Source organism: Corynebacterium intestinale (genome assembly GCF_023574125.1).
GTDB lineage: Bacteria > Actinomycetota > Actinomycetes > Mycobacteriales > Mycobacteriaceae > Corynebacterium > Corynebacterium hesseae.
The window spans coordinates 511,965-526,012 of the sequence record NZ_JAMKFF010000001.1; the positions used below are offsets into that span (position 1 = coordinate 511,965).

Genomic DNA, 14,048 nt, shown 5'->3' on the forward strand with positions numbered 1-14,048 from the left:
AACGGAAGGAACTCAGTCTTAATTGGGAGAGCTAGCGCACCCACCGCTGTTCAGCGAATTGGAGCACGGCATCAAGTTGGCCGCTGGTGAGACCGCTGGATAGTTCCGCCTCCGAACTTGATCCATCAGCGCGGTAAGCCGCGACGGTCCATCCATTATTGTGCGCGGTATCCACGGTTGCTAGCCGGGAGCCCTCAGCGAGCGCGGCGCCCCGTGATCTCAGCCAGTTTGGATTCGCAGCGCGGAACTCACCGGACATGGCCTTCGCTAGTCTGCCATCTGGCTGAAGGAACAAAAGGGGCGCCGAGTAATAGAAATAGGTCCGTTCACGGTCTTCGGGACCTTCGGTCTTGCTGCGTAGGTAAACCAACTCACCGATGAGAGCGGGACGGTATTCGACCCAGCCGTTGCGCCACGCAGTTCGCAGACGCCGCGCGTTACCGACTTCCTTGAGAATATTCCGTAGACCTATAACGAAAAACACCAGGCTGACGAAACAAATAATGACTGGGATCAGCGCAAATATACCTACGTCTGAGAAGCTGACTCGCGGAGGACCAAAGCCACCAGCGAAGAATGAAAACGACATGGTACACATAAGCAGCCCAACCATACCGATAAATGCCCAGACGGAGACTTCCCTGAACGTGAGGCGCCCTGGCTGAGGCCCTGCCTCCTCGATGACCTCGCGGAGCCCTGAACTATCTATTCTCGGGTTCGGCTGAGCATCGTGGGCGCGCTGTTCTTTCGGAGCAAGCCGGGGTGTGGCGTTCAGACTAATTCCACACTGCGTCCGCGGAAGCTGTAGAGGTGTATGGTCCATGGGCCACAGTGTAGCGCCAATCACACTCAGACTCTGAGTGCTAAACACTTAGTGTTCGGCGCGGGAGCCGCGAATCGATTGCTCGACTAAGGACAACACCTGCTCTAAATTCTTCGTGTCACCGAGTGCTAGGCGGTTGATAAAACCGTCCATGAAGGTCTCCAAGTATGTCACGAGGGTGTCGATGGAGACGTCATCGCGCAGCCGCCCCTTTTCGGCGTTGGACTCCAAGCGGGCGCGGACTGCCTTATCCAGAACCTGCTGTTCTTCGTGCCAGCGCGCGGCGAAAGAGGGATCGGTGCGCAGCATCGAGGTGACGGCAAGGCGCGTGGCCAGCCAGTCATGGCGCTCCGGGTGGCGCAGCATTTCACTCATGACCTCAACCAGACCGTTGTTGGCAACGACCTCAGCTTCGCGGGCGGCGTCTTCGCGTGCCAAGGCAAGGAAGAGGGACTCCTTATCGCCAAAGTGGTGAAAGATTGCGCCCCGCGATTTACCGGTGGCTTCTTCAAGGCGGCGAACTGTAGCCCCGTCATAGCCGTGCTCAGCAAAACACTTTCGAGCACCAACCAAGATGTCATTGCGGCGGCGATGAAGTTCAGAGTCGCTCATAATTGGCATGGCTGGAATCTCGCTCCTTAAAGCACGGCGGTGGATAGACGGGGGATAGAAGTAGTTAATGGTTAGGAAACAGAAAGGCCAGCCAGCACTCCTTGTTGCTAGCTGGCCTCCTGCCTAGCTATGCGGGGGATGCCCATTGTTGGCTACCCCGCATGTCGGACAAGGCTGATTTAGGCCTTGACCATCTGGCGCAGAACGAACTGCAGAATGCCGCCGTGGCGGTAGTAGTCGGCCTCACCAGGTGTGTCGATGCGAACCTTGGCATCGAACTCAACGGTCTCGCCGGACTCCTTGGTGGCGGTCACGTGGACCGTCTTCGGAATGCCGCCCTCGTTGAGGGCTGCGATGCCGTCGATATCGAAGGTCTCGGTGCCATCCAAGCCCAGGGACTCGTGGGACTCGCCCTCCGGGAACTGCAGCGGGATGACGCCCATGCCAATGAGGTTCGAGCGGTGAATACGCTCGAAGGACTCAGTGATGACAGCCTTCACGCCAAGCAGGTTGGTGCCCTTAGCAGCCCAGTCACGGGAGGAACCGGTGCCGTACTCCTTACCAGCAAGGACAACCAGCGGAATGTCGGCTGCCTTGTAGTTCTCGCAGGCATCGAAGATGAAGGCTTGCGGTGCGCCCTCCTGGGTGAAGTCACGGGTGTAGCCACCGGCGACGTCGACCAGCTGGTTCTGGAGGCGGATGTTGGCGAAGGTACCGCGCATCATGACCTCGTGGTTACCGCGACGGGAACCGAGGGAGTTGTAGTCCTGGCGCTCCACACCGTTGGCATCCAGGTACTGAGCGGCCGGGGTACCCGGCTTAATGGAGGAAGCCGGGGAGATGTGGTCGGTGGTCACGGAGTCACCGAGCTTAGCAAGGACGCGAGCGCCCTTGATGTCCTGAACGGGCTCCGGCTCAGTCGGCATGCCGTCGAAGTACGGTGCCTTGCGGATGTAGGTGGAATCCTCGTTCCACTTGAAGGTCTCGCCCTCCGGAACGTCCAGGTTGCGCCATGCGTCGTCACCCTTGAACACGTCGGCGTAGTCAGCCTCGTAGAGCTCGCGGGAGATGGCCTGCTGGATGGTGTCCTCGATCTCCTTCGGGGAAGGCCAGATGTCCTTGAGGAAGACATCGTTGCCGTCCTGATCCTGACCCAGCGCCTGAGTCTCGAAATCGAAGTCCATGGTGCCAGCAATAGCGTATGCAATGACCATGATGGGGGAGGCCAAGTAGTTCATCTTGACGTCCGGGGAGATGCGGCCCTCAAAGTTACGGTTGCCGGACAGCACCGCGGTAGCAGCCAGATCATGCTCGTTGATGGCGTTGGAGATTTCCTCCGGCAGAGGGCCGGAGTTACCGATACAGGTGGTGCAGCCGAAGCCGGAGAGGTAGAAGCCAAGCGCCTCCAGATCCTTCCAGAGGTCTGCGCGCTGGAAGTAGCCGTCAACAACCTGGGAACCCGGGGCACAAATGGTCTTGACCCACGGCTTGGACTTCAGGCCCTTTTCAGCAGCCTTACGTGCGATGAGGCCAGCGCCAACCATGACGGACGGGTTAGAGGTGTTGGTGCAGGAGGTAATGGAAGCGATAGCAACCATGCCGTGGTCCAGGGTGTACTCACCACCGTTCGGGGAGGTGACGGTAACCGGGTTGGACTGGCGGCCGGAGCCGCCCTTGGCTGCGGACTCGCCTTCGCCTGCGCGAGACTTGTTCAGGCCACCGGTAACGTCGACGAGAGCATTCTCGTCGCCGCCCTCGGAGGTCATGCGCTTTGCCTCGATGGTGGACTCGTCTGCAACAACCTCGCCGGAAGCGTAGGTCGGCAGATCCTTGCGGAACTGCTCCTTTGCCTCGGAGAGGAGAATGCGGTCCTGCGGGCGCTTCGGGCCGGCGATGGACGGCTTAACAGTGGACAGATCCAGCTCGAGGTACTCGGAGTACTGTGCCTCCGGAGCGTCCTGCTCGAGCCACATGCCCTGAGCCTTGGCATAAGCCTCGACGCGATCGATCTGCTCCTGCGGACGGCCGGTGAGCTCGAGGTACTTGATGGTCTCCTCGTCGATCGGGAAGATCGCAGCGGTGGAACCGAACTCGGGGGACATGTTACCGATGGTGGCGCGGTTGGCCAGCGGCACGGACTTGACACCGTTGCCGTAGAACTCAACGAACTTCTGAACCACACCGTGCTGGCGCAGCATCTCGGTGATGGTCAGCACCACGTCGGTAGCGGTCACACCGGTCGGAATCTCGCCGGTGAGCTTGAAGCCCACGACGCGCGGGATCAGCATGGACACCGGCTGGCCCAGCATTGCAGCCTCGGCCTCGATGCCGCCAACGCCCCAGCCCAGGATGCCCAGGCCGTTTTCCATGGTGGTGTGGGAGTCGGTACCAATACAGGTATCCGGGTAGGCAACACCATCGTTGTCGAAGACCACGCGGGAGAGGTACTCAATGTTTACCTGGTGGACAATTCCGGTTCCCGGAGGAACAACGCGGAAGTTGGAGAAGTTCTCGGCACCCCAGCGCAGGAACTGGTAGCGCTCCTGGTTGCGCTCGTACTCGATCTCGACGTTCTTTTCCAAAGCCTCGGTGGAGCCGAAAGCCTCTACGATGACGGAGTGGTCAATAACCATCTCGGCCGGGTTGAGCGGGTTCACCTGGTCCGGCTTGCCGCCGAGGGTGGCGATAGCCTCACGCATGGTTGCCAAGTCGACCACGCAGGGGACGCCGGTGAAGTCCTGCATCAGAACGCGGGCCGGGGTGAACTGGATCTCGGTATCCGGCTCAGCGGACGGATCCCAGTTGGCCAAAGCGTTAATGTGATCCTTGGTTACGTTCTTCCCGTCCTCGTAGCGCAGCTGGTTCTCAGCCAGGACCTTGAGGGAGTAAGGAAGCTTCTCCAGGCCCTCGACTGCATTGATGTCAAAGTAGTCATAGGACTTACCGTTGACCTCAAGAGTCTTCTTGGCGCCGAAGGAGTTCAGGCTTTCAGTCATAAGGAGCTCCATTCCTTGCTTTTCGCTTGTGGGTTATCGAACACTGGTCGAAGGTTCATCGAATTTGCCGATATGCCCTAGCAACCACATGGAGCCAGGTGTATCGGCGATCTCAGAACGCGAATGTTCCGTATCTATTGTAGATGCAAGAACCCTCGGTCGACACCAGCATAACAGTACGGGCGTTCTGTTTCCTACATTTCGGGGGTAGCGGCGAGTCACCGGCCTCGCCCACGCTCCGAGGTTTAGGCTCGATCGGGAATCCGGGGGACAAACCTCCGAATCGTGTTTGGACAGAAGACTGTGCCACCAAGCATTAACGGCCATAGAGATTAAGGAGTGGCGGATGATCCCGGCGGGCGTAGATGTAGACGACATTGCAGATCAGCTCTCGGCCGACGGTGTAGCGTTCTCCAACCCAGAGCTGGCGCAAGACGCCGACCTCCAGGTCCACATCGCAGACTCCCTCCAGCCCAACCATGGCATCGCAGTGGTAGATGTCTTCCCCGACAAAATTCCCGATCTGCGCGACCTGGCGACAACCCTTCAAGAACAAACGGGACTCGATACCGTGATTCTCCAAGCGCCAATGCGGGTGTCCGCAGTCAGTAATTCTTATGCTCGGGCATCCATTGAGGCAGCCGAGGATTCGCTGCCAACTGGACTCGATCAGGTAACTTTGCTGAATGATTTCTATGCAACTGCAGATCATTTTTCAACGCCATGGCTGGCAATCTTGACGTTGTTTTTCTTCGTAGCGGCAATTGCGGGCTGGGCGGGATTTCGAGCCGCTACACAGAAAGCTGACACGGCCAGAAACTAAGCGATCGAGGTCGCCGAGTGAATTCCGCTAAACATGCGCCACACCCACCACAGGGGTAGGGAAGTGGCGAATATCAACCACTAAGACTTGACTTTTGCAACGGGGGAGTGGTTGAGAGGGCGTAAGAGCCCTAGGAATATGGCCCACGCAGCGACCACATCGGATGCCGCACGGGCACCTTAAGTCGACGAATACTTCGGTTCTCTCCAGTCCCGAAATGGAGCGTTTCCTGCGCCCCAGAAGACAGGTTCCACTGGGAACAATCGAAGCTTCTGCGGCAGGCCCAGGGCCGCAATCCACAGCGATAGTCAGGGGGGAGAGGTTTGCACTCCGGGGAAGAGTGAGCAACGTCACAGTCACACATTGATAACAAAGTCATTGCAGGTTAGGTGCGCCTGTAACGCCTTGTGGTTTTCCGTGGCTGATGTGAAAGATGGGAAAAGTGTGCGAGATGGCGTGTCGGTGACGTATGGTTCACGTATCGACTCACGGGTTGACTATTGCTCCATACGTTCATGGACCAAGCCTTGACTCTCAACTGATTTGTCGCACGGGTATGTGGGGAAGCACGCCGCGAGCGAAGAGGACCGTTGGGGTTCACCGCCTGGTGGATGACCGTCGCACCGCGCTAGCGATGCGCGTAGCAATGCAGTTTTCTCGACGCAGTCGGTACCAGTGTTCAACCTTTTAGATATCGAAACACCTACCTCCCGAGTGGAAGAGGCTTCATACACTTCATTCGCACGCCCTCATCGAGGGCTGTGATGGCCATGAGTTCCATCGGTTTCCGGTTGGGTGCCAGCTGTGAGTGCTTACGCGTGCGCCACTAAGGACCGCGGAAGTGCCCTCCACGAGCGCGGCGCCGAGCGAGGAGGAACCGACGCAGGACCTCGAGCCTGAATATGGGTGTGTGTCCCTTCGTCGTCGGATCGTGCAGCCATACTCGGCGCCGCTCTCCGTGAGCCCAACGAGCACCATGCGAGTGCGGTGTGGCTAGCTATGACGCACGGTTCGACGTGATGTTGGTGCACACGCCAGACGCCCCGCAGATTTCCCTGCCGCCTCTATAAGAGAAAATGCCGCCCCGTCTATTCGGCATTTCGTGGCGTAGAGAGCAAAGAGCTCTTCAGGGGCAAGCCGCGTTCGCGTATCCCGGTCAATTCCGGGCGCAAGCCTTATTAAGTCCACTATTCCCATTGGGAAATCGATTGCCGCCTCATCCTGCTTGAAGGCGAGACTAGCTACGTACACACCGCTGTTTCTTTTGCTCGTCCAACTCGTCACCTCCAGGTCTCGATGTCCGGCAAGCTCGTCTACGCAACGTGCGTGACATCTCCGGGGTAGGTGTCTAGGAGATAACCCTCGTGGCCACCACATCATCTTTCGGCTTTCGGCGCTTTAAGGCAGCGTGCGCTGCCATAGCGACCACCGCCGCCTTGTCTACTGTCTCCGCGCTCACTCCTGCAGTGGCTGCGGAACCTGAGCAGATCAACATCAAATCCCTGCTATCCTCCGACAACCCATCCATCGCAGACCTCGCGGGCGCAATCGCCCAGATTGAGGAGCGCATCGCACAAGCGGAAGCCTCCATAGGTGCGCAGCGCGAAACCGTCAACCGTGCGCTGGTCGATCTCAACGACGCCCGCACTAAGGCAAACCAAGCGCGCCAAGGAACAACGACGGCGCGCGAGCAGCTTGACGACGCACAAGCGGATGTCGCCGATGCCCAGGCCAAGCTGGATGAGGTCTCCCGTTCCGCCTACCGCCGAGCCAATACTTCCGATGCCGTCTCCCATGCGGCAGGAAAAGACGCGCGTTCGGACATGCTGGAGCGCCAGTCCTACCTTCGCTCGCAGTCTGAGAAGCAGCAGGCCGTCGTTAGCGACTTGGAGAAGCAGCGCACGGAAAAGGCGAACAAGGAATCCCAGCTGCGGAAGACCCAACAACTGGCCGAGGAACGTGCGGACCGGGCGGCCGATGCCGAGGCTGCCGCGCGCGAGCAACTCTCCGCGTCCGAGGCTTCTATTGAGGAATCTACGTCCGAACGCGAGGATCTGCTTTCCCAACTCTCATCTCTTCACAAGGCGCTAAATCAAGCCAAGGGTCTGGACGGAGAAGGTGTGTCAAGCCCAACAGCTGGATCTAAGGTCAAGGAGCGGGCCGGGACTAATTCTGCACAGGGTCGTTCTGAGTCTAGTGCCGCAACTCCTGCCGACGGCCCATCGACGGTATCCTCACCGCCCGCTGCGGGGCACTCGACACCAGCCAGCACGGAGCCGACCGCCGAGTCCACAGCGTCCACCGTGGCCGGCCCCTCCGGCTCTGAGGCACAGAACCCCACGCTTCAATCGCAGCCGTCGACGGCTTCTGCCTCTGCAGACGAATTGGAAGAGCTCTCTAGCGCCGCAAGCACTGTGGCTTCCGATCCGAACGTGCAAGAGTTGTCGTCGACAAGCACGGCCAACTCCTCTGAAGGCCACGCCGAGAACTCCCAGGGCGGTAGCTCCAGCTCGTTCGATCCGAACGGAATCGATGCGGAAACCGTAGCGCTTGGCATTGAAGCGGTGGGAACAGTGGCCTCGATGGTGGCCGCATCTCAGCCGGACCACAATAACAGCTTGAGCCAAGAGGAAATCGATGCTCTGGCGGAAGGCTCTTCCAAGCTCTTTGCCCTCCAGGGTGGGCAAGACAGCGCTGGGGAAGCGACGGATTCCACGGAGACGTCCGATAGCGATGCAGCGAACGCAACTGATGACGAGGATTCCCTTGAGTCCGATGTTTCCGGTGTCCTGGAGGAACTTGACACCACCGATAGCGTGACGAAGAAGGCATCCGCTTCACTGGGCGATGCCTCCCGCGAAGCGAAGATCGAGACCGTGATCGAGCGTGCGACGTCTCAAGTAGGAGTTCCTTATGCCTGGGGCGGTGGCGATGCCAACGGTCCTACACAGGGCATTCGCGACGGCGGCGTCGCTGACTCTTATGGCGACTACAACAAGGTCGGCTTCGACTGTTCTGGGCTGGTGCTCTATGCCTTTGCTGGCGTCGGCATTTCCCTGCCGCATTACACCGGCTACCAGTATCAGAAGGGAACCAAGATTTCCCCGAGCGAGATGCAGCGAGGCGACCTTGTCTTCTACGGCCCGAGCGGAAATCAGCACGTGGCAATCTATCTTGGTGACGGCACCATGGTCGAAGCTCCGCAGTCCGGTCAAAACGTCAGCATCTCCCCAGTACGACAAGCCGGCATGGCACCCTATGCCGTGCGACTGATCTAGTTCAGCCCGTTGCTAAACTGGGCTGCATGACTGACACACTGCGTACTGCCCAGGGCAACACCCGCGGCACCGATTCGGTGCCCTCCTCATTTGACGCCCTCCTCGTTCTTTCCTTCGGTGGCCCGGAAGGAAACGAGGAGGTCGTCCCGTTTTTGGAGAACGTTACCCGTGGGCGTGGCATCCCGCGCGAGCGGCTCGAAGTCGTCGGGGAACACTATTTCCGCCTAGGCGGCATTAGTCCGCTTAATGCGCTAAATCGAGAGATTATTTCTAATGTTTCCGCGGAGCTGAAGGAACGCGGACATAATCTACCGGTCTATTTTGGTAACCGTAACTGGTACCCGTTTGGGACAAAAGCCGTCGAGCAGATGGCCGCCGATGGTGTGCGCAACGTCGCCGTATTCGCTACCTCCGCCTGGGGTGGCTACAGTGCTTGCCGCCAGTACAACGAGGACATCGTTGCATTGCGCAAGCACCTCGAGGACGAGCAACTGCCCGACATGAACTTCACCAAACTGCGCCAATTCTTCGATCACCCCAAGTTCATCGAGGAGATGGCCGCAGCCGTCCGCGAGGCTTATGCGGAGGTGCCGGAAGACAAGCTGGCTAGCACCCGCATGCTTTTTACTGCGCATTCAGTGCCATCGGCACACGATGCTGTTGGGGGAGCAGAAGGCGATAAGCATATCTATTCCCGCCAGGTAGCGGAGGCTGCACGGCTCGTAGCCAAGGCTGCCGGGGTCCAGAATTATGACCTAGTGTGGCAATCCCGTTCAGGAAACCCAGCCACCCCGTGGTTGGAACCGGACATTGTCGACCACACCACGCGAATCCATGAGGAAGATGGTGTCGACAGCGTTGTCGTGTGCCCAATTGGATTTATCTCCGATCACATGGAGGTCATCTGGGATCTCGATACTGAACTTCAGCAAGCCGCTGAGGAAATGGGCGTCAGCGTCTATCGCACCCGCACCGCCGGCCCATCTGCGCGTTTTGCCTCGCTCATCGTGGACCTCATCGAGGAGCTAGAGCATGACGCTGAACCTGCTTCACTCGGTGAGGTTACCGTTCAGGGCTGTACGGTCAATGGCGCACCCTGCGCTGAAGGTTGTTGTGACATCTGGTCTCTGCGCAAGCCGCATTAACGCGCGAAATCGGTGAGCGCATAAGCCACGCCGGCCATGCGTGCTTCGCGGATATGGCGCCACAGGCGCAGAAGCTGCGGATCGAGACTGTGATCTTGAATGCGGTCAGTCACCGTCTCGATGATGGCCGCCACGCGGTCGGCGCGGGCGAAGAGCTTCGCTGCTCGCCCCGGCACTGCAGCGGGTAATCCGGGGGTGTCGTAGAAATCGCTTAGTGTGCCTACTGTTAGCCGGGGATTGGGGAGGGCATCGCTGCGATAGCCCAATGCCTCGATGAGGTTTGCTGACTCATTCGTCGCGGTACTCAAGAGCTCATCGGCCTCGCCCGGGCTAAGCCAAGCGGGCGAGGGTAACGGGGCAGTCTCTTCAATCACCGTCCACCGTGTCGCGCCCACGGCATAGGTGGGCACCAACACCAGGTTTCGATCCCGATTATTGGTACGCACCACGATTGCGCCTGCCGGATTTTCTGCCGCCGCTCGCGCCGATTCCGTGCCGGCTGGAAGTGCTGGCGCGTCGCCAGGACCGGAGAGAACTAGCCGAAGCAGCGGTTCGCGCTCTCCACGCTCGATGACGGAGGCCGTTTCACGCCGGAGAAGTGACATAACATCAACAAACGGCTCTCCTTCGACCCCTTGTTGCTCACCACCCAGCTCGCTGAGGGCATCAAGAAAGCCATCAGTGGATTCGTGCCCCCATAGCCATGCACCAAGCCAAACAGAAACGTTTTGTACAGGGGACCAGACTTCGGCGCGCATATCCATGGCAGGACAGTGTAGACGATAGGGTAGACCCCTATGAGCTTGAATTCCCGAGATCCCTATGGCGGCGATATTTTTGCAGGACATGCGCGGAACAAGAAGCCGGAGTACCCCGAGGTACCCGCTAAACCAGGCATGGTCGTCGAGGTTCGAGGTGATGACTTTGTAGGGGCAGTATTGGGCGTCGACAAAACCGTATGGGGCCCAGTCGTGCGCCTCGAGGACCGACATGGAAATGAGCGAGTATTCAAACTCGTGAAAGGGGGGTTCTTGTTGGAGGGGCAGCCAGTGACGTTAACGCGATACGTCGAAAAGCAGGCGCCGCGGAAGTCAAACTCCGGGTCGCGCCGTGTGGAGAATCTTGAGGCGAAAGTTGCCGCACCTTCGCGCATTTGGGTTGAAGGCATTCACGACGCGGCCATCGTTGAAAAGGTCTGGGGTCACGATCTGCGGGTGGAAGGTGTGGTCGTCGAATACCTCGAAGGACTCGATAACCTTGAGGAACGCCTGGCTGAGTTTCAGCCCGGTCCGGGACGCCGTGTGGGCATCCTCGCGGATCACCTAGTCGAAGGATCAAAGGAAACGCGGTTGACGCAAACGGTGGGCGAGCACGTGCTTGTCACCGGTCACCCCTTCATTGATATCTGGGCGGCTGTAAAGCCTGAGCGCCTAGGGCTGCGCGCCTGGCCCGAGGTTCCCTATGGGGAAGACTGGAAGACGGGCATCTGCAAGCGCGCGGGGTGGTCTGATCCTAAGGAAGGGTGGAGCCGCGTGTACAACGCCGTGAATTCTTTCCGGGATCTCGATTCCACGCTCATCGGCGCCGTCGAGCGGCTCGTCGACTTTGTCACAACACCGGAATTGAGCAAAGAAGATTTGCTCTAATTCGAATTCGCTCGGTCAATGAGGTTGATGGCGAGCTGGCAACCGGCCGTCTCTGCTGCCCACCCCGCCGCTTGGAGGCGCTGGGACATCGCTTGTTTGGAAATGCCCAGCTCTTCCGCAGCTTCGTTCTGATTCAACCCGCCGCGTACAAGAGATGTCGCCTCACGGCCTTCCATTGTGCGCTTGTGCAGCACAAAGCCGAGTAGGGCGAATGCCGCTGCAATATCCTGCGCCTCCGCAGCGCGCCCGCGCCGATCAATTTTGGCGTAGACGTGTCCGGCCCGCGCCGAGCCCTTTACCGCGGCGGTTGCCACTGCGCGTGTTTCGGCATCACCTGCGCCTTCGCCAGGGATAATTCCAATGCCAATGGCCCAGTCACCGTCCGCGAGAAGCGCCATAACGACATCACAGACCGCCGGAGAAGAATAGGCCACAGCGCAAATATCCTCAACACCAAGGACCTCAAACTCGCCGATTCCCTCCAGGGTGGAAAGCGCGGCGGCGGATCGTTGGACCAAATCGGCGCGGCGTACCGAGCGTCCGCGGTAGCGGGCATGGACAGCTAGCACAGTGAGAGACTCCTTCCAGCAAGAAACAACGCTCAGTCTACTCTTTGCGCTTGACTGGGCCACGCATTCCGGGGCCGAGCGGCAACCGCGTGTCTAGGATGAGACCAGCGATTCCCACTGCCGCAGCGATAAGGAAGCCGGCGATCGTGTAGGGGCTCATCGCTCCGGTGAGCGCATCCCCGAAGAAGACCCCGATGGCGGTGGTGGGAATCGAACCGATGAGTGTAGCGATGGCGAAGTGAGTCACCGAAATCGGCGTGAGCGCTGCAACATAGTTTAGTAAGGAAAACGGAACTCCGGCGACCATTCTCAATGACGCCACCGCTAGCCAACCCCGGCGCTCAAGCCGGGCATTGATTGCATATACCGCTTTGTGCGTGAGATGCGGGCGAATCCACTCACCAAGTAAGCCGCGGACGATAAGGAGAGAAATGGTGGCGGAGATAGTCAGCGCGACAAGGGAAACAGAAAGCCCAAGCCACGGGCCGAAAAGAAGGCCTGCCGCCAAAGTCCACACGGTCCGGGGAATAGGGAACTGGGTGAAGAAGATGTAGGCGCCCGTAAAAGCAACGACAAACCACGGCCCGAGTTGGTCTGACCACGTGCGGAGGGCGGCGAGTGAGGGGACGTCGACAAGCACGGCGAGTAGCATCAATGCCGCACCGGCAGCGACTACTGCCGTCCAACGTTTCCACGTCCAACGCTTGCAGCTTTGCCACGCAGCGCGGCCCAGAGACGCGAAGAAGTCCCCGACGCTGTGCACCCAACCTGTGTTCATAGAGATAGAAGTCTAGTGCCGAAGACGCCAAACCCCGCATTGAGTCCAAAGCATGGGAGAACGGCTAAAGACGAAGGCAGGAGACGGCTTGGCTGGCTGGGGAGCAGCTGAGAGCTGCACCTCAACTTACTGTTAAGCCGCGATTCGATGCATGAGTATTGCCTTGCACGCGGGATACTGAACAGCAGTGCGCATCCGCAAGCATCTCTAGGGCCACTTCTATTGTGACCGTCTTAGCTAGTTTCACTTCTATTGTCTCTACGCCCTAGCTGCGGAGCGAATTCTTGATTCACCACCTACTTTTGGCGCCCGCCCTGGCGCCTGCATTTTTCTTTGGAGAGCATTATGGACTTTATCCACAACCTCACGTCTTATATGGACGCAGCCACCTTGCTCGAAGCCTTTGGGCCCTGGGTCATCGGTGGTATAGCCCTTGTCGTCTTCATCGAGTCCGGTGTGCTCTTCCCATTTCTTCCGGGAGATTCACTACTCGTGACTGCCGCGATTCTGCGCCATGAGCTCCAGGTCTCCCTGTGGGTACTCATTGCTGTAGGCATGATCGCCGCGATGGCTGGTGACCAGGTGGGGTACTGGATTGGGCACCGTTTTGGCCGTGGCCTGTTTAAGAAGGACGCTCGGCTTCTCAAACTTGAGTATCTCAACACCGCCGAGGACTTCTTCCACAAGCACGGCCCGCTTGCACTAGTGCTCGGACGATTCGTCCCAATCGTGCGCACCTTCATTCCGGTAGCCGCCGGCACGGCGGGAATGCGGTACAAGAAGTTCATTGGATGGAATGTCAGCGGTGCAGTCGCTTGGGTGCTCTCCATGAATCTCGTTGGTGTTTTTCTCGGAAACATTCCGGGCATTGCTGACTCGATTGAGAAGATTATGCTGCTTATCATCGCGTTGTCGGTGGCGCCTATCGTCATCAAGGGCCTGCATAGCTACATCACGTCGAAGAAGAAGACTACGGTAGTAGAGGAGACGGAGCCTATTGCGGAATCGCGCGCATAGACCCTAGACGCATGAAGAAGGCCCCGCGCCTCACATCATCATCTCTGACGGTGTGAAGCACGGGGCTTCGCTCTGTGCCCGAGGGGGGACTTGAACCCCCACGTCCGTTAATAGGACACTAGCACCTCAAGCTAGCGCGTCTGCCATTCCGCCACCCGGGCTAGGGTGTTTGTTCAGCCTCTCGGCTGGGCACTCGCATACTGTATCCCGAACCGGCATAACTTCACAAATCGCCACTTCAGAGAGGGTTTTCACTAGGTTCTTAAACGAGGAAAACACAACGATGAAAGTTGCGTATCCACTGCCACCTCCTAAGACAGCCGGGTAGTAAGCGACAACGCGGCAGATAGCTTTCCGGTAG

General features: G+C 58.8%; 11 protein-coding genes and 1 tRNA gene. 5 read left to right on the forward strand and 7 right to left on the reverse strand.

Features of this window, described 5'->3' with window-relative positions; all coding sequences use genetic code 11:
* Positions 1-31: 31 nt before the first annotated feature.
* The 3 genes from M5J06_RS02350 to can all read right to left on the reverse strand — a co-directional run bounded on the left by M5J06_RS02350 (position 32) and on the right by can (position 4,431).
* Complete coding sequence (locus tag M5J06_RS02350; RefSeq protein ID WP_250223863.1) at positions 32-589, reverse strand: hypothetical protein; 558 nt, start codon at positions 587-589, stop codon at positions 32-34.
* Between the two features lie 282 nt (positions 590-871).
* Positions 872-1,444, reverse strand: coding sequence for a TetR/AcrR family transcriptional regulator (locus M5J06_RS02355; protein ID WP_070520589.1), 573 nt, complete (start codon positions 1,442-1,444; stop codon positions 872-874).
* A 170-nt stretch (positions 1,445-1,614) separates the two neighbouring features.
* Entirely contained in the window at positions 1,615-4,431 is a 2,817-nt protein-coding gene (gene can / locus M5J06_RS02360) for an aconitate hydratase (RefSeq protein WP_210386600.1), read from the reverse strand.
* 346 nt (positions 4,432-4,777) lie between these two features.
* Between can and M5J06_RS02365 the strand changes: the two genes are divergently transcribed.
* The 3 genes from M5J06_RS02365 to M5J06_RS02375 all read left to right on the forward strand — a co-directional run bounded on the left by M5J06_RS02365 (position 4,778) and on the right by M5J06_RS02375 (position 9,677).
* Positions 4,778-5,254 carry an Rv1476 family membrane protein gene (locus M5J06_RS02365; RefSeq protein ID WP_070520584.1) on the forward strand — a complete coding sequence of 159 codons (477 nt, stop codon included), beginning with the start codon at positions 4,778-4,780 and terminating at the stop codon, positions 5,252-5,254.
* Between the two features lie 1,364 nt (positions 5,255-6,618).
* Entirely contained in the window at positions 6,619-8,532 is a 1,914-nt protein-coding gene (locus M5J06_RS02370) for a DIP1281 family NlpC/P60 protein (protein WP_070532878.1), read from the forward strand.
* A gap of 26 nt (positions 8,533-8,558) precedes the next feature.
* Positions 8,559-9,677, forward strand: coding sequence for a ferrochelatase (locus M5J06_RS02375; RefSeq protein WP_154761965.1), 1,119 nt, complete (start codon positions 8,559-8,561; stop codon positions 9,675-9,677).
* Here M5J06_RS02375 and M5J06_RS02380 read toward each other — a convergent pair.
* Positions 9,674-10,441, reverse strand: a complete 768-nt coding sequence (locus tag M5J06_RS02380; protein ID WP_250223864.1) for an Rv1486c family protein — start codon at positions 10,439-10,441, stop codon at positions 9,674-9,676. The genes M5J06_RS02375 and M5J06_RS02380 overlap by 4 nt on opposite strands.
* Before the next feature lie 39 nt (positions 10,442-10,480).
* Between M5J06_RS02380 and M5J06_RS02385 the strand changes: the two genes are divergently transcribed.
* Positions 10,481-11,323, forward strand: a complete 843-nt coding sequence (locus M5J06_RS02385) for a DUF3097 domain-containing protein (protein ID WP_250223925.1) — start codon at positions 10,481-10,483, stop codon at positions 11,321-11,323.
* Here M5J06_RS02385 and M5J06_RS02390 read toward each other — a convergent pair.
* Both M5J06_RS02390 and M5J06_RS02395 read right to left on the reverse strand, forming a co-directional pair.
* Positions 11,320-11,892, reverse strand: a complete 573-nt coding sequence (locus M5J06_RS02390; protein ID WP_070520572.1) for a MarR family transcriptional regulator — start codon at positions 11,890-11,892, stop codon at positions 11,320-11,322. The genes M5J06_RS02385 and M5J06_RS02390 overlap by 4 nt on opposite strands.
* A 37-nt stretch (positions 11,893-11,929) precedes the next feature.
* Positions 11,930-12,670, reverse strand: a complete 741-nt coding sequence (locus M5J06_RS02395) for a TVP38/TMEM64 family protein (RefSeq protein ID WP_070520569.1) — start codon at positions 12,668-12,670, stop codon at positions 11,930-11,932.
* Between the two features lie 345 nt (positions 12,671-13,015).
* Here M5J06_RS02395 and M5J06_RS02400 point away from each other — a divergent pair, with 345 nt between their 5' ends.
* Positions 13,016-13,687 (forward strand): DedA family protein, encoded by a 672-nt coding sequence (locus tag M5J06_RS02400; RefSeq protein WP_250223865.1) that lies wholly within the window; start codon positions 13,016-13,018, stop codon positions 13,685-13,687.
* A gap of 75 nt (positions 13,688-13,762) precedes the next feature.
* Here the strand turns inward: M5J06_RS02400 and M5J06_RS02405 are convergent.
* Positions 13,763-13,848: transfer RNA gene (locus M5J06_RS02405), tRNA-Leu, on the reverse strand.
* Positions 13,849-14,048: the final 200 nt, after the last annotated feature.

Excerpts from the sequence above, each read along its gene's own strand:
- M5J06_RS02350 (WP_250223863.1), bottom strand. The coding sequence starts at position 589 with ATGTCGTTTTCATTCTTCGCTGGTGGCTTTGGTCCTCCGCGAGTCAGC.
- M5J06_RS02355 (WP_070520589.1), bottom strand. The coding sequence starts at position 1,444 with ATGCCAATTATGAGCGACTCTGAACTTCATCGCCGCCGCAATGACATC.
- can (WP_210386600.1), bottom strand. The coding sequence starts at position 4,431 with ATGACTGAAAGCCTGAACTCCTTCGGCGCCAAGAAGACTCTTGAGGTC.
- M5J06_RS02365 (WP_070520584.1), top strand. The coding sequence starts at position 4,778 with ATGATCCCGGCGGGCGTAGATGTAGACGACATTGCAGATCAGCTCTCG.
- M5J06_RS02375 (WP_154761965.1), top strand. The coding sequence starts at position 8,559 with ATGACTGACACACTGCGTACTGCCCAGGGCAACACCCGCGGCACCGAT.
- M5J06_RS02380 (WP_250223864.1), bottom strand. The coding sequence starts at position 10,441 with ATGGATATGCGCGCCGAAGTCTGGTCCCCTGTACAAAACGTTTCTGTT.
- M5J06_RS02395 (WP_070520569.1), bottom strand. The coding sequence starts at position 12,670 with ATGAACACAGGTTGGGTGCACAGCGTCGGGGACTTCTTCGCGTCTCTG.
- M5J06_RS02400 (WP_250223865.1), top strand. The coding sequence starts at position 13,016 with ATGGACTTTATCCACAACCTCACGTCTTATATGGACGCAGCCACCTTG.